We start from the raw sequence: 15391 nt of genomic DNA, 5'->3' as shown, positions 1-15391 counted from the left end.
CTTAAAAAAGATTGTAAAAATTATAAAAATCGGGATAATATATAAAAGATATAACTTGTTATTATTTATTCTAATTTCTTATGAAGTCTTCCCGTATTATTTGTATCGCTGCCGTTTGTGCTTTGCTTTTTCACACAGGCTGCACTAATTCTGTCTTCGCTAATGTCGGCAGATATGAATCTACGCATCAGATCCAGCAAGCCGCTAAAGGACAGGATGCTCACTATAAAAAATTCGGGAAGCTTAAGGTAAGCGAAAAAGAATTATTGCGTACCGCATATCGTTATATCGGTGTTCCTTATCGCTGGGGCGGTACTACTCCGCGCGGATTTGACTGCTCGGGGTTTGTTACTTATGTCTTTAAGAAATTTAATGTAAAAGTACCGCGTACTTCTGCCGCACAATATGATTCTTCACGCAGAATTAAAGATAAAAGACAGTTAAAAGTAGGTGACTTGGTATTCTTTAGCGGACGGCGTATTTCACAGCGCATCGGTCATGTAGGCATCGTTTCTAAAGTAAATCCTAAAACCGGAACTTTTGCTTTTATCCATTCAGCACAAACCGGTGTTCAAGAAACCTCTTCCGAGAATCCATATTATAAAAGACGCTATTTAAAAGCTTGTGCAGGTCCCTTAAGATAAAAAAACGGCAGGTCATAAAACCTGCCGTAATCATATCGGGAAAGTAAAAATGAAAAAGTCTTAAAATCCGGGAAACTCGTGCTTAAAAATCTTTAAATTCAGCAATCTCTTTTCTAGATTTCTCAACATTCAATCCTTGGACGGCATTATCGAATTTTAGTTCCCCTTTTTTGTTTAAATTTTTCTTAAAAATTTCTCCGCGTTTGGTGCAGTAATCACATCTGCTGTCAGAAAGTGCTTTTTTAAAATTCGGATGCCTTTTGGCAGGTTCCAAAGGTGTTTGCGTCACGACGGAAAAATCAGGATCAATATTCATATCGGGATCTATAGGATCGGTAATCGGAAAGTCAGTACTTAAGGTTCCGCCTTTTATCGTATATGTGTAATTAGAAGAAGAGCCTTCTTTAGATTCTAAAGTTATGTAGTAGAAATTAGGCTTTTCCGAACTTTTGGTTATCTTTACGACAAGATTTAAATCATCAATACTGTCACCTTCACAAAGAGGAAGTTTATCCAGGTTTGAGATTATTTCACCAGGTGAAAAATTAAAGTCAGCGCCTTGCCCTAAAGTGATATCGCTGATAACTATTTCTCCTAAGTCCTTAGGGGTTACCGTTACCTTAGCGGTCGCTGCAAAACTCTTTTGTCCGTTATCGCTTATAAAATAAAATTTATCCGTATCAGCGCTTAAGTCTATGTCATAAGAACCGACATTTTTAATATTGGAATGATTGGCTTCTATATAGTCTCCCGCATTAAAACCGGGAGCGCTGGCCAAATCCTGATAGGTATGATTTTTACCGTCATATTCAATAACGTAATCTTCAACAAAATAAGGAGTTAAAAATCCCGAAAGTTCAGCTGAGCTTTTATCTTTATTAATTACAAAAGCATCAAGCATAATATCTTTGTCGGTTGATTTTTCTTCTGTGTTTTTAATTCCTTCGCTAATTGTTGATGCTATGGAAGTATCGCTGTTATTTTTACCTATAGCCGCGATTTTTAAATCACTGTTATATGAATTTCCGCTTACTAGTCCGTAAGTTTCAATTGAACCTGATGCACTTCCTAAAACCGAGCCTAAATAAAGATTTTCTTTATTAAGAAGAAGTTCTGTATCTTTGGCAAAAGAAGAAATAATGTTAGTGAATTTGTTGCTACCCTCGGCACTGCCTGCTAATGCTCCTACATTTATCGTATTGTTTAAATAAGAAGGATTTTCAAAACTTACTTTAAAGTTTTCAACGCTAATGTTTTCAAGGGTGCTGTTATTTATTATTCCGGCAAGCGCTCCTATATTTTTACTTATATTATTTCCTGAAACATGGATTGAGCTGTCGCTAATCTTTAAATTTTTGACTGTGGCATTATCAAGTTCTGCGAATAATCCAAGATTTGGATATTGAAATAAATTTTGATCATAGTTGTAACTAATATTGTAAGAAAGTTTATTAAAAGCCCCATCTAAATTACCTTCAAATTGATTAGCTGCTGAAATTGGATATTCTAAATTTTCTAATTTAATATTATTAGTTAACCAATAATCACCATTCAGATCCTCAAAGATTTTTTTAAATTCATCAGCTGTTGAAATTGCTATTTCTCCAGAATGATCGATAAGACCTTCCTCTTTAGACAGATTAAAATCCTTTTCAAGATTAAGTTTGGCTTTTGCTCCTATATCAATGCGTTTGGTTGAACTTTTAAGTTTGATTTCATTACCGTTTACCAAGTGCTGCAGTCTCTGTTTGCCTGCGAAATTTTTTATGTCTTCGGCAGCTTTGATAATAATTTGTCCGCCGTCAATGATAAGGTTGTTGGTTTTGATTGTAGAAAGAGCGGTAACTTTACCCATACCTTTTCCGGTTATTTCAATGACGCCGTTTTGCGTAAAGTTTTCAATCATTTTGTCATTGAATTTTGCCGTTGAAACACCGAACGTGGGAACGGCTACGTTTGATCCTGAGGCAAGAGTCACTCCGTTAGGATTAACGATAAAAACTTTGCCGCCACCTGACAGATTTCCTTCTATCAAAGTGCTTTTTGAGCTTTTTACCAAATTAAGGTAATTGTTTTTATCAAAATTTACGTTTCCGTCTTTTCCGATATCAAAGCCGTTCCATTTAATAACGTTGTTTAAGTCTTGTGATGAAATATTAAGAGTATTGCCTTGGTTGGCAATTGAGCCGTTTCCTTTAATAAATTCTCCGCCATGGGGTAAGGTTGCGGCAAAACTAAAAGACGGGATCAGCAAGAATGCTAAGATAAATTTATTGAGATTTTTCATGAAAGCTCCTTAGTTAAAAAAGTCATAACCTACGCGAAAGAAAATTTGACTGTCATCGCAGTCTTTATAAGGTTTGTTGCCGATGACGGTCGACAAATCCAATGAACTGAAAAAACCGTGGTATTTAAGCTCGGCAGACAATCCGGCACCGTATATATCCACATATTTAAAATTTCGGGATTTGACTACGGCAGCGTCAAAATGCGGCTTAAAGGAAAGATTTAGGCTTTTAAAAGGGGAAACGGAAAGTGATAGGGAAGATAAAGCGCCGAAGTCACCTGATGCCGTTGACGGATCATAAGCTGACACCGCGTTAGCTCCACTTGCTGAGAATTGCTCCGACCCTTCAAGCGCGGTTGATGCCAGCTGTAATTCGTTGCGCAGTTCCACTGCTGTAACTTCATTGAATCTGTACCCGGCGTTTATTCCGAAATTGCCGATGACAAAAGATCCGTCATTTATTACGTTGTAATCGTCATCGGCATAAAGGCGGCCTAAAGTAGCTTTGGCAAATCCTGATAAGAAAAAGCGTTCGTCTTTATGTTCAAAAGCAAGAGTTCCGTAAGCTGCGGTAGAGTGCTTTTTGAACTTTAAATCGAAGTTTGTAAATTCGTCTTTAAGATCGCGGTATCTTGCTCCTAAAAGAAAATCGATTTTGGCGCTGTTGCTTCTATAAACGGGCTCCTTTAAGTACATCTCATATGTTTGTGCCGTTCCCTTGGCTCCTAGTGCTGCATATTCTTTTCCAAGTTCATAATCGCTTAAGCATACGTTGACGCCTAAAACCGTGGGATGTGAGTTTAAAGGAAATTCATAAGTAAGTGAGTAGTTATTCTGTTTTTGGGAAGATCGGGCGTAAAACAAGGACAGATTATCGGCATTTGCTGTAAGACTGTTTACTTTTATCACACCGCCTAAACGATATTTGCCTGAAGCGTTCGTTCCGTGATTATCCGAAAAGGCAAGAAAATCTATTTTGTTTTTAGGCTGAACGTTTATATGCAGATTATCAAGATAATTTTCATTATCGGTGTTGAATTCGGCTTTAAGGTTAAAGCTTCCTAAATCTGAGAGCTTTAACAGATACGAGCTGATATCATCAAGATTAAGTGCATTATCTTCAAGCTTTTTAAGCCTATAAAAAAGCCTTTCTTCCGCTCCTTTTCTTAAGTAGTCGCGATCGTTTTTGATAATTACGCGGTTAAGGTGCGGCGTTAATACTTCAACATTTAATATTCCATGGTTTATCGTTTGTTCGGGGATGACGGCAAGAGAGCCCGGGTAGCCGTTGTCACGATAATAGACGGATACTTCATTGATGATTTGCTGTAAAAGTTCGGCACTTATGTTTTTACCGATAAAATTTTTAAGAACATCTTTAAGTTTTGCGGGATTGACGCTGCCTTGCGATCGTACCTGAATGTCTTCTAAATGAAAGGATTGGGCGTAGCCTGAAAAACTGCAGGCAAGAGCGCTTACAAAAGCAAGAGTTTTAAATAACGTTTTGTGCATGGTTTTGAGCTCTTAATTGTTATTGTTAAAAGAGCTGCTATTGTTACAAAACTTTAAAAACGCTAAGGCCGTAAACACTGCAAATTGCACACAACGTGTTAACGGAGCCGATATATAAGTGGCAAAATTTTTGGGGATGCGTAAAAAAATCTTTTTTTAGATGATTTTTAGAGAGGTAAAAATAACGCAGCCTGTCATGTGACAGGCTGCATTTAAATTATTTATCTGGCTGTTGCTGCTGGAAGAATAAAACTTCTCTTCTATCTCTTTGTCTTCGTTTAGCAAGCTTCTGTGTCAGGTAGCGGCGACGTCTGCGATTTAATGTCGCTACCTTGCGAAAACTGTGAGCTCCTGCTTTCACTTTTTACTTCTCCTTCTAGAAAATAGAATCTTCACTGATATTGCTGGTATTTACGCCGGTATTTTCAACCGCCTGTCCCGTAGGCTGTTGGGATACGACGAATGTTCCAGGCAGTACGTAATCTTTTACGCCGTTGTACGTCTGCATTGTAACCTCTTTGGGTTTGTCAATTAGTGCAGGCGGTACGTTTTTATCCTGTGCACGTTTGAAAAATTCAGTAAAGATCGGTAATGCAGTATATGCGCCGCCTTCAGGACCTGCATAACTGTGGCCTAAGTTGCGGCTGTCATCAAATCCCACCCAGGCAGTAGCAACCAAATTGCCGTTAAATCCCGAGAACCACGCGTCGTGAATATCATTGGTGGTTCCGGTTTTGCCGTGCAGATCGGTTCTGCCGGTATAGCGGGCGGCACGGTTGCCGGTACCGCCGAAATGATGACCGATTCCGGTACCGCCGTAGATAACCGAGCGCATCAAATCCGAGACTATAAAGGCATGTCCGTGCGACAGTACCTGTTCGGCGCTGTTCTCGGGCACTTCTACGTCTTCTTTATATTTTAATGCGATGTCATTGACTACAGTGTCAGGGAAATTAGGATCGGCAATTTTAGGATTTGCCTCATAAATAACCTGACCATCTTTTTCAATGCGGGACACAAGGTAAGGTTTGACTTTGTAGCCGCCGTTGGCAAAGACGGAGAAAGCGCTGACAAGCTGCAGCGGCGACATTTCAACCACGCCTAAAGCCATGGAAGTAACTTGCTGGGATTTAGGTACTTCAATGCCGAATTTTTTAACGTGTTCGACGGTTGAGTCAATGCCAACTTTGTTGATGAGCTTAATTGAAATGATGTTTTTGGAACGGGCAAGACCTTCGCGCAGTGTCATGACGCCGTCATAGCGGTTAGGAGTGTTTTTAGGTTCCCACCAGGTACGAGATCCCGGCTCCCACATTTTAAGCGGAGCGTCAACTAATGTGGAGTTGACGGCAATGCCTTTGGCAACCGCGGCCGAATACAAGAAAGGTTTGAAGTTTGAACCGGTTTGACGAATGGATTGGACTACGCGATTGAATTTGCTCTTATTAAAATCATATCCGCCGACCATGGCAGCGATGGCGCCGTCTCTCGGACGCAGCGCGACTAAAGCGGCTTCGGCGTCGGGGATCTGCGATAAGCGCAGCTTTCCGTCATCGGTGACATAGGTATAGACAAGATCTCCTGCGCTTAAAAAATCAGACGGTTTGCGCGGAGCTGCGCCTTGGCGCTTGTCATTGATAAAACGGCGCGCCCATTTCATTCCGTCCCAGGGAATGGTTTCGGCAAAACCGTTTTTACGCATGATTTGCGCAGTACGCTTTTTATCGTCAATCTTGGTTACGACACCGGGATGCACATAGTTGTACACATCGTTTTGTGCAAGAAGCTTTTTGATGTTTTCTTCGGTAACTTCAAAATCTTCAATGTTGCGTACGTTGATGCTGGCTTTACGGTAGCCGTGACGCTGATCGTAATTGCTAAGACCTTTGAATACGGCATACTGAGCTGCTATCTGATCTTTTGAATTTACGGTGGTATAGATGCGAAGACCTGCGGTGTACGCGTCATCTCCGTATTTTTCAAGGGCAAATTGTCTTGCCTCTTCGGCTACGTATTGAGCGTTAAGCTCAATTGGTGCGCCGTGGAAAACGGCACCTGAAGGTTCGTTATCGGCAGCTTCGTATTCTTCTTGCGTAATGTACCCAAGCTCAAGCATGCGGCCTAAGACCAGATGACGGCGATCTTTGGCGCGAATTGGGCTTGTTATGGGGTTTAAAGTCGAAGGGGCTTTAGGCAGACCTGCAATGGTGGCGATTTCACCTAAAGTAAGATCTTTAAGTTCTTTTCCGTAATAGACGTAAGCTGCGGCGGCAACACCGTATGAACGGTGGCCTAAAGCGATTTTGTTTAAGTAAAGCTCTAAGATTTCATCTTTAGAGAGAACCTGTTCAATTCGCCATGAAATAAAGATTTCTTTTAATTTACGCTTAATGGTTTTTTCTCGAGTTAAAAAGAAATTGCGGGCAACCTGCTGGGTGATGGTACTGGCGCCTTGGGTTGCGGAGGCGTTGCTTATGGATACGACGGCGGCACGGATGATGCCAATCGGATCAATGCCTGAATGTTCGTAAAATCTTGAATCCTCAATGGCAAGGAATGCCTGCTGCATTTTTACCGGGATATCTTTGATATCGACTGGGATACGTTTGTTTTCCCCGAATTCACCGATTAAAAGACCGTCGGCGGTAAAGATTTGCATCGGGGTTTCAAAGGTTACATTCTTTAATTCTTCAACGTCAGGCATCTCTCCTAAAGTATTATAGTAAATGCCGGCAACCGCTCCGCCGGCTAATGCAATGCATAAAAGAGATGACCAAAAGAATCCACGGATGATGCGTAAAATCACTGCATACCTCTATTCTTTTTTAAGCAATAGCGTATATTTTACCAAAAAAACAAGTGTCAAATACCAAGTACTTTAGGCTAAGACCCTTATCTATATGTCGTTTTAAGACGCATGTTTTTTTGCAATGCATAGCGCTCTAACGCTTTGAACCGGTTTTACAGCTGATAAAGCGGTAACTGTTAATATAAGAAAGTTATATTTTGGGGGCTCTTAAATAATGTCTTTTTTTAAGCTTATAAGTAAAGCCTGATACGGGCTTGATTGTGTCTTAAGTGATTATCCGTATTTTTTAACCGGTAATGGGCATCTGCTATCGTAAAAAGAAAAGACCCTTAAATCGTGTTATGCTTAACCATTGTTTTAATGGAATTTGATTTAAGAATAACAGACTTATCTTAAATAAGATATTCGGAGATAAAGATGCCTCTATGCCTGGAGCGTCCGCTTATTTTGGTCGGTCCCATGGGATCGGGAAAAACCACGGTAGGTCGAGCACTAAACAGATTAACTTCTTTGCCGCTAATCGACCTTGATGAAGAAATCGTTAAATTTAACGGTATGTCCATTCCTGAAATTTTTAAGAATTTTGGTGAAAGCGGTTTTCGTGAAAGAGAAACGGCCGTATTGAAAACCTATATCCATGAAAAAGCCGTTTTATCTTCCGGCGGCGGCATTATTACCGTTGAAGAGAATCGTAAATTGATTAAAGAAAACTGCATTTGCGTATTTTTGGACACAAGTCCTTTAGTGCAGTTTAAAAGAACCGAGCACGACAACAACCGCCCGATGATCGATACGGAAGACAGACTTGCGCGGCTTGAAAATTTATACGCCAAAAGATTGCCTTTTTATAAAGAAGTTGCCGATTTTACGGTAAATACCGATGAATTGGGACCTAAGAAGCTTGCTGTCTTAATTGATGAGTTTTTAGAAAACAGATGATTAGGATTATTGTATGCAGATTTTGAATGTTGATTTAAAAGAGCGTTCTTATCCGATTTATATCGGTGAAGATTTAAATTACGGTCAATTGTGCAGAAAAGCGCTGCCTAAATGTCAGGATGTGATGATCGTAAGCAATGAAACCATCGCTCCTTTATATTTGGATAAGTGCCGCGCCTCTTTAGAAGAGGCGGGATTTAAAGTTGCAACCTGCATTTTACCTGACGGGGAGTGCTATAAAACCGTTGATTCATATATGCAGATCATGACTGCATTACTTTCGGCATCTTTCGGTCGTGATTGCGCTTTAATCGCGTTAGGCGGCGGAGTTGTCGGAGATATGACGGGGTTTGCCGCGGCAACTTATCAGCGTGGCGTTCCTTACGTGCAGATGCCTACCACTTTGCTTGCCATGGTGGATTCTTCCGTCGGCGGTAAAACCGCCATCAATCATCCGCAGGGCAAAAACATGATCGGCGCTTTCTATCAGCCTAAGGCCGTGATTGCCGATATCAATACGCTTAAATCGCTGCCCGAGAAAGAAAGAGCGGCAGGGCTTGCTGAGGTGATTAAAGCCGGAATCATCATTGACGGGGAGTTTTTTAAATTCCTTGAGGATAATGCCGATAAACTGCTTTCTTTTGACGTTCCGCTGCTTGAGCAGATCGTTTATCGCTGCTGTGAGATTAAAGCTAAAGTCGTAGCCATGGATGAAAGGGAAGGCGGAATTCGTGCGCTTTTAAATTTAGGTCATACTTTCGGGCATGCTATTGAAGCGTTTTTAGGTTTCGGTACCTGGCTTCATGGCGAGGCTGTGGCGGCAGGAACGGTGATTGCCGCCAAAGTTGCTAAGGATAAAGGTCTTATAGGTGATGACGAGGTAAAACGCATTTCAGCTTTGCTTGACAAAGCCAAGCTTCCTATCGATTTCCCTAAAAACATGACCGGCAGTGATTTCATGCGTTTGATGCGCCATGATAAGAAAGTCAAATCAGGACACATTCGTTACGTACTGCCTACAGCCATCGGTAAAAGCGCGGTTTTTTCTGATTTATCCGATGATTACGTAATGCAACTTTTAGAAACAATGCGCTAAAATTCTCGATATCAAAGCAGTAAAAGAAAAGGGTAGTAGCATGGAGAACATTGTTGAATTACAAAGTCAGCAAGAGTTGGCGCAAAGAATAATCAGAAAACTCTCCGGTATTGAGCCGGTTGTTCTTCTGTGCGGAGAGACAGGCTCCGGCCGATCGACTATCTGCCATTTGGCAGCGGAAATTGCCGATGACAAGATGCAGGTAATTTTCCTGCCGTGCAATTCTTCTTTAAGTAAGGAAAATTTACGTGAGCTTTTACTGCAGCAGCTGTTTCCTGAAGAAAACGTCGCCTGCAACTATCCTTTGACTGAAACTTTGCTTAAAGTCGATGTCACGAATTTAAAGGCTTTAATTATCGCCGATGATATCGATGACGTGCCTTTGGAGTTTTTGCGCGAAGTAAATACTTTGGTTGAAGAACTTTCAGGCAAGCTTTTGTTTTTAGGCGTATGCGCAGCTGAAAGCGCCAAAGCCGCAAGCACGATTTTCAACGTGGAGCCCATTGAGGTGCCGCCTCTTGATTATAAAGAGTGCATTTTCTTAAGCCGTGAGTACCTTGCAAGTCAGAACAAGATGGAGGTTTTTGAAGGTCATTGGGATAAGCTTCCTACGTTGTTTAAAAGTAAGATTTATACGCCCGCTGCCGTATTTGCAACCGTTGACGGTTTTGATGAAGATTCTGTCGCAAAAACAGGGCGCGAACGCTTTAGCGCTGATGAAAGTGCCGTAAGAAAAGACGAGAACACTGCAAAATCAAGCAGTAAATGGCCGTATCTTTTATTGCTTGCCGCTTTAGTTGGCGGCGGGGCTTATTACTTTATGGATAAAGATGAAACTAAGCCGCAGGTATCCGTCGTAGAAGAGGAAAAGGTCCCAGAAGCTACCGTTGATGCCGGAGCTTTAAACGAAAAGATAGATGAAGGCATTGAAGTTGAAGGTAAGGATTCTCAGCTGCAAAATGAGTTGGTAATTTCAGGTGACGCGCTTGAAAAGATTGAAGAATCTTCAAGTAATAAAGCTTCTATAAATACTTCACCCAAAAATGACGACGCTACGGCGTCAGGTGACGGGACCTCTGCCGTATCTTCTAAAGAAATTTCTGCCGCCGTTACCGGTGGTGAGAAAGAAGGAAATCAAAAAGACACTGCTAAAGACAGCTCTTCTAGCGATAGCGTAAGCTCCGGAGATGATAAGGCGGAACCTGTTCCTGCCAAGCAAGAGAGCAGCGAGGTTTCTTTACCTGAAAAAGAATCTGACGATGTCAAGAAACCTATTGCAGCTGATAACGCAGCTCAAGATGGAGCCTTGCCTGCAGAGAAAGCCGATGCTGTTTTGCAGCAGGTAAAAGATGAAGTTGCGAAGACTTCTCAAAGCGCCGTGTCTCAGGCCGCTTCCGCAGCTTTACCGGCAGTTTCCGCCGTGACTTCAAAGGCACAAGATGCTGTAGAACAGGTTAAACAGGAAGTAAAAGAGACTCAATCTGCAATTAAAGAAAAGGTTGATGATGGCGTACAAAAAGTCGATGACTTTAAGGATGAAATCAATAAGGAAGTTAAAGAAGTTTCATCTGTTTTAGATCAAGAGGAAAAGACGCAAGTTTCAGTTCCTGCCCTGGAGGATAAATCTCAAAACCTCGGCAAGGAAGAAAGCGCTTTAATAGAGGAAAAAGATAATTTATTAAATAATGAAAAGGCAGCTCCCGAGAATTTAGTAAAAGAGGTCAAAGATGAGATAAAGCCTGAGCCCGAGGTTTGTCCTGAAACCACCTCCCCTGCCGAGGCGGGAAATGAGGCTTTAGAAAAAACTGCCGGTGCTTCCCATGTCATTGACAGAAGCGAGGTAAAACACCGCGTTTCTCAAACAGGTCCCGTTAAGGCCGTCATTACTTCCTCAAATAAAAACGTACAAGCAAAAAAAAGAGTTCCTGCAATAGATAAAACTTTACGCTTTGACCGGATCCCTTTTACCGGTGAAGCAATTCCCGGAGCCGTTGCCGAAATCGCGCTTAAAGATAATTCCCATTACACGGTTCAGGTTGTAAGCGCTTATTCACGCGCGCGTGCCGTTGAAGTTTCAGCAGGAGTCAAAGGCCGCTATTGGATCTATGAAACCGTAAGAAATAATCGTCCATGGTATGTGCTTATAAACGGCGATTATTCTTCAGCCTCCGAGGCGCAGGCAGCCGTGAACCGTTTGCCGCGTGCGCTTAAGGCAAGCGGACCTTTTGTTAAAAAGTTTTCTCAAGTTAAATTTGAAATGGATAAAAAGAAATGAGTGAAAAGAGATTTTTAATCGCCGGATCGATTCTGTCAGCCGATCTGCTTAACCTTGAAAAAGATGTTGCCGATGCTTTAGCAAACGGTTCTGACGTTATCCATTTTGATGTGATGGATTATCATTTCGTGCCGAATCTTACTTTCGGTCCCGGCTTTTTAAAGGCAATGCGTGCCCGTTTCCCCAAGGTGGTTTTTGACGTGCACCTTATGGTTGATCCGGTAACCGACAAAATTATCGAGGATTACGCTCAGGCAGGAGCCGACATGATTTCTTTCCATCCCGAGACAACTTTTCATGTCGAAAGGATGCTTACCCTTATTCAAAGCTTAGGCTGCAAAGCGGGTCTTGCTTTAAATCCGGGAACCGCTCCTCAATGTCTGCGTTATTTGTGGGACAAACTTGATTTCGTACTCGTTATGACGGTAAATCCGGGTTTTGGCGGACAAAAACTTATTCCTGCATGTCTGCAGAAAGTAGCTGATGTCAAACGCATGGCAACTGAGGCCAACGTCAAACCTTTAATCGAAGTCGACGGCGGGGTGGATGCGCGTACGATTAAATCCTGCGCAGACGCGGGGGCTAATCTTTTTGTCGTAGGATCGGCCTTTTTCGGTAAAGCCGATCGTAAAGAAGCCGCAGCTGCTTTGCGCCAGGCCTTAGGTGAAGAATAATGCGTGAACTTAAAAAACTTCCTGAGCTGTTGCTTTTTGACCTTGACGGAACTTTAGCCAAGACTAAAGAGCAGATAGCCTATGCCGTCCAAGCGACTTTAAAGCGTTTTAATTATAAAACCCCAAGCGTTGATGACGTCGGCCGCTACATCGGCAACGGCATCAACATGATGCTGGTGCGTTCCATTTTCGGCAAAGTTGACGTGTCGGTGGATATGCTTCCTGCAGAAGAAATGACCAAAATCCGCGAAGCTTTTAATGAAGAGTATTTAAACGGTCTTAATGCCAATTTCGCTCTTTATGACGGAGTTGTAAGTGGTATTCACAAGTTTAAAGAGCTCGGCATTAAAATGGCCGTAGTCACGAACAAAGCCGAGATGTTTGCCAAGCCTCTTATCGGCTATATGGGGTTTAATGACTTTTTTGACTATGTTTTAGGCGGTGAAGTCATAAAAGAGCGCAAACCCGATCCTTTTCCTTTGCTTTATGTTTGTCAAAAACTTAACGTTAATCCTCAAAATGCCGTTATGGTCGGGGATAGTGACAACGATGTTTTGGCAGGACAAAGGGCTGATATGGTCACGGTGGCTTTTACCTATGGCTATAACGGCGGCAAAGACGTAAGAAATTGTCATCCTGATTATGTGTTTGATGATTTTAATGCGTTTACCGATTTAATCTTGTCGTTAAAAAATAATGCATAAGCTTGGCAGAGAAAAATATTTAAGACTTATCTTGGCTTTGCTTGCAGAATTTTGAGGAATTTTTTGTGATGTTTAAGTCTTGTGCTTTGATTTTTGCCGTGTCTTGCGGCCTTTGCGCTTGTGAAAGCGTCGCTTTTAACACCAACCTTGATCCTGATAATTTTAAGGATTATTACAAGGCTTCGGCAGTTGAAGACAGTACCTATGAGGGTCTTACCGGCAAGAACTATAAGTCTTTAGGTTTGGTAAGAGGCTTATCCTGTCAGATTGACGATAGGGATTTTCCGGCAAATGAAGCTGACGCACGAACTGACGCGCGCCGTAAGGCTGCCGATATGGGCGCTAATGCCGTGGTGTTCGGTAAATGCGTTAAGATTAACAAAACTCCGTCATGTCAGGTTTCGGTTACTTGCTATGCCGATGCATTGTTAGTAAATGAGTGAGATTAAAGATATACCGCAATTTTCCCTGCATCCTATAGGCTTTATTCATAGTCCGTATTTGCAGAAATTTGCCGTACCGCGGCAGCCCGGTTTGGCGCCGTCTGTCGTAAGCAAAATCACTTTCATTCCTCCGTATTGCGACCCTGAGGCTTTTAAAGGCCTGCAGGGTTTTTCTCATATTCATCTTCTGTTTATTTTCGATAAAGCACCGTACTCTGATTTTAAAGCCACGGTACGGCCTCCGCGGCTTGGCGGCAATAAACGGGTGGGCGTTTTTGCCTCCCGCTCTCCGTTTCGCCCGTCAAGAATAGGTCTTTCGGTGGTTAAGCTTGAAAAGGTAGGAGAAGAAAACGGCAGGGCTTATCTTGAGGTTTCAGGTGCCGATTTGGTTGACGGCACTCCGATCATCGATATTAAGCCTTATATTCCTTTCGTTGACGCTCATCCTGAAGCAAAGGGCGGTTTTGCGGATAAGCCTCCTTCAGTCAAAGAAGTTGTTTTTTTGCCTGAAGTTTTAGATCTGTTAAACGTTTTTACTTTAAAAGAACGACAGGCCGTAACGGAAATTTTGGCGCAGGATCCGCGGCCTGCCTATAAAGGCAAAAAAGAGGACGGCAAAATTTATAAGGTCGCTTTTAACGGCTATGACATAGCTTTTAAGGCAGAAGGGAATAAAATTATAGTATGTGATGTAATTAAGCTTAGTAATAAAAATGCAAAATCGTTATAGCCATATTTTATTTGATTTGGACGGAACGCTGGTTGACACGCATGATGCCGACGTTATTTCTTTGTATGAGGTGGTAAAAGAATACTTCCCCGATACTTTGGAAACAGTTGAAAGCCTGGGGCGGGTTTTCGGCTTGCCGTCTAACGAAGCGCTTAAAAGCGTCGGTTTTTCCGAGGATAAAATTCCTGAAGCTTACGCTAAATGGTGTAAGGCAATTGAAAAGCGATCTTCATCAGTTAAGCTTTTTGACGGAGTTTTAGCGGTTTTGGATATTTTAAAAAACCGCGGCGTAAAACTTGGCATTATTACTTCTAGAAAACGGTCTGACTACGGTAAATACGGAATTTTAGGCGATTATATTCCGCTTGAGTTATCCCCGTATTTTATAAAAGCGGTATGCTCTGACGATGTTGAACATCCTAAGCCTTACCCCGATTCTCTTTTAAAGTATATGCAGGATACGGGCGCCAAGCCTCATGAGATTTTATTTATCGGTGACACCAAGACCGATCTTGAATGCGCCGATAAAGCCGGAGTGGATTTTGCCCTTGCCCTTTGGGGATACACCCAAAAAGAGCATTTAAACTGCACGCATTATTTTGCTTCCCCGTGGTCGGTATTAACGGCAACCGTTAAAAGTGATGACTCTAAAATGCTGTGGTTTAAATGGGCTCGGGAAATTCAGGCAATCGGGCAAATCGGTCTTGCCTATTCAAAAGATCGCTTTGATATCGAGCGTTTTACCAGGCTTCGTGAAATCGCGCTTGAAATCATGCACACGTATACCGATGCCCCGCTTCAACAAATTAAAGACGCCTTTTGTTTTGACAAAGGATATATCACCCCTAAAATCGATACCCGCGGCGCGGCTTTTGACGATCGCGGCAGAATTCTTCTGGTTAAAGAAACAAGCGGTTTATGGAGTATGCCAGGCGGCTGGTGCGAGGAAGACGGAACTATTTTTTCCAATGTGGTTAAAGAGTTAAGGGAAGAGGCCTGCGTGAAGGCAGTTCCCTATAAACTTGTCGCGCTTTTGGACAGAAGACGCTACAACAGTCCGCCATTGCCTTACGGGATCATAAAAGCTTTCGTATTGTGCCGCCATGAAGCTTTGGCGTTTGTTAAAAATAATGAAACTTCAGAGCGTAAATATTTTGGGAAAGACGAGCTTCCTCTTGATAAACTTAGAGTTGATACCACGTCTTATGAACAGCTTATGATGTGCTTTGCCGCTTATGAGAATAAGGATTGGCAGCCGATTGTAGATTAAGGAAAAAT

Annotated in this window: 12 protein-coding genes; 9 read left to right on the top strand and 3 right to left on the bottom strand. The window is 42.1% G+C overall.

The genetic code is table 11. From position 1 onward, the window contains the following. The first annotated feature begins 80 nt into the window (after nt 1–80). Complete coding sequence (locus QZ019_RS02310; protein WP_295482013.1) at nt 81–644, top strand: C40 family peptidase; 564 nt, start codon at nt 81–83, stop codon at nt 642–644. A gap of 82 nt (nt 645–726) precedes the next feature. Here QZ019_RS02310 and QZ019_RS02305 read toward each other — a convergent pair whose 3' ends face one another. The 3 genes from QZ019_RS02305 to QZ019_RS02295 all read right to left on the bottom strand — a co-directional run bounded on the left by QZ019_RS02305 (nt 727) and on the right by QZ019_RS02295 (nt 7249). Then, a complete protein-coding gene (locus tag QZ019_RS02305; protein ID WP_295482012.1) occupies nt 727–2931 on the bottom strand; it encodes a filamentous hemagglutinin N-terminal domain-containing protein in 2205 nt (734 codons plus the stop codon). 9 nt (nt 2932–2940) lie between these two features. Further along, nucleotides 2941–4443 carry a ShlB/FhaC/HecB family hemolysin secretion/activation protein gene (locus QZ019_RS02300; RefSeq protein ID WP_295482011.1) on the bottom strand — a complete coding sequence of 501 codons (1503 nt, stop codon included), beginning with the start codon at nt 4441–4443 and terminating at the stop codon, nt 2941–2943. Between the two features lie 376 nt (nt 4444–4819). Beyond that, entirely contained in the window at nt 4820–7249 is a 2430-nt protein-coding gene (locus QZ019_RS02295; RefSeq protein ID WP_295482010.1) for a penicillin-binding protein 1A, read from the bottom strand. A gap of 420 nt (nt 7250–7669) precedes the next feature. Between QZ019_RS02295 and QZ019_RS02290 the strand changes: the two genes are divergently transcribed. The 8 genes from QZ019_RS02290 (at nt 7670) to QZ019_RS02255 (ending at nt 15383) form a co-directional block, all read left to right on the top strand. Further along, on the top strand, nt 7670–8191 hold the full coding sequence (locus tag QZ019_RS02290) for a shikimate kinase (protein WP_295482009.1): 522 nt from the start codon (nt 7670–7672) through the stop codon (nt 8189–8191). A gap of 13 nt (nt 8192–8204) precedes the next feature. Continuing rightward, nucleotides 8205–9287 carry a 3-dehydroquinate synthase gene (gene aroB / locus QZ019_RS02285; protein WP_294566186.1) on the top strand — a complete coding sequence of 361 codons (1083 nt, stop codon included), beginning with the start codon at nt 8205–8207 and terminating at the stop codon, nt 9285–9287. A gap of 40 nt (nt 9288–9327) precedes the next feature. After that, nucleotides 9328–11562, top strand: a complete 2235-nt coding sequence (locus tag QZ019_RS02280; RefSeq protein WP_295482007.1) for an SPOR domain-containing protein — start codon at nt 9328–9330, stop codon at nt 11560–11562. Next, a complete protein-coding gene (gene rpe, locus QZ019_RS02275) occupies nt 11559–12236 on the top strand; it encodes a ribulose-phosphate 3-epimerase (protein WP_295482006.1) in 678 nt (225 codons plus the stop codon). Before QZ019_RS02280 ends, rpe begins: the two co-directional genes overlap by 4 nt. After that, nucleotides 12236–12940 carry an HAD-IA family hydrolase gene (locus QZ019_RS02270; protein WP_295482005.1) on the top strand — a complete coding sequence of 235 codons (705 nt, stop codon included), beginning with the start codon at nt 12236–12238 and terminating at the stop codon, nt 12938–12940. The genes rpe and QZ019_RS02270 overlap by 1 nt, the downstream gene beginning before the upstream one ends. Before the next feature lie 68 nt (nt 12941–13008). Then, nucleotides 13009–13383: an Rcs stress response system protein RcsF gene (gene rcsF, locus QZ019_RS02265; protein WP_295482004.1), complete on the top strand. Its 375-nt coding sequence runs from the start codon at nt 13009–13011 to the stop codon at nt 13381–13383. Next, nucleotides 13376–14113 (top strand): tRNA (N6-threonylcarbamoyladenosine(37)-N6)-methyltransferase TrmO, encoded by a 738-nt coding sequence (tsaA, locus tag QZ019_RS02260; RefSeq protein WP_294566174.1) that lies wholly within the window; start codon nt 13376–13378, stop codon nt 14111–14113. The genes rcsF and tsaA overlap by 8 nt, the downstream gene beginning before the upstream one ends. After that, complete coding sequence (locus QZ019_RS02255; RefSeq protein ID WP_295482003.1) at nt 14097–15383, top strand: NUDIX hydrolase N-terminal domain-containing protein; 1287 nt, start codon at nt 14097–14099, stop codon at nt 15381–15383. The genes tsaA and QZ019_RS02255 overlap by 17 nt, the downstream gene beginning before the upstream one ends. Nucleotides 15384–15391: the final 8 nt, after the last annotated feature.

It is taken from the genome of uncultured Succinatimonas sp. (genome assembly GCF_905203285.1).
Classification (GTDB): Bacteria; Pseudomonadota; Gammaproteobacteria; order Enterobacterales; family Succinivibrionaceae; genus Succinatimonas.
This window is presented reverse-complemented; position numbering and strand designations above follow the sequence as displayed.

Bases quoted from the DNA above. Each gene is read 5' to 3' on its own strand.
- QZ019_RS02310 (WP_295482013.1), top strand. From the start codon at position 81: ATGAAGTCTTCCCGTATTATTTGTATCGCTGCCGTTTGTGCTTTGCTT.
- QZ019_RS02305 (WP_295482012.1), bottom strand. From the start codon at position 2,931: ATGAAAAATCTCAATAAATTTATCTTAGCATTCTTGCTGATCCCGTCT.
- QZ019_RS02300 (WP_295482011.1), bottom strand. From the start codon at position 4,443: ATGCACAAAACGTTATTTAAAACTCTTGCTTTTGTAAGCGCTCTTGCC.
- QZ019_RS02290 (WP_295482009.1), top strand. From the start codon at position 7,670: ATGCCTCTATGCCTGGAGCGTCCGCTTATTTTGGTCGGTCCCATGGGA.
- aroB (WP_294566186.1), top strand. From the start codon at position 8,205: ATGCAGATTTTGAATGTTGATTTAAAAGAGCGTTCTTATCCGATTTAT.
- QZ019_RS02280 (WP_295482007.1), top strand. From the start codon at position 9,328: ATGGAGAACATTGTTGAATTACAAAGTCAGCAAGAGTTGGCGCAAAGA.
- rpe (WP_295482006.1), top strand. From the start codon at position 11,559: ATGAGTGAAAAGAGATTTTTAATCGCCGGATCGATTCTGTCAGCCGAT.
- QZ019_RS02270 (WP_295482005.1), top strand. From the start codon at position 12,236: ATGCGTGAACTTAAAAAACTTCCTGAGCTGTTGCTTTTTGACCTTGAC.
- rcsF (WP_295482004.1), top strand. From the start codon at position 13,009: ATGTTTAAGTCTTGTGCTTTGATTTTTGCCGTGTCTTGCGGCCTTTGC.
- tsaA (WP_294566174.1), top strand. From the start codon at position 13,376: ATGAGTGAGATTAAAGATATACCGCAATTTTCCCTGCATCCTATAGGC.
- QZ019_RS02255 (WP_295482003.1), top strand. From the start codon at position 14,097: ATGCAAAATCGTTATAGCCATATTTTATTTGATTTGGACGGAACGCTG.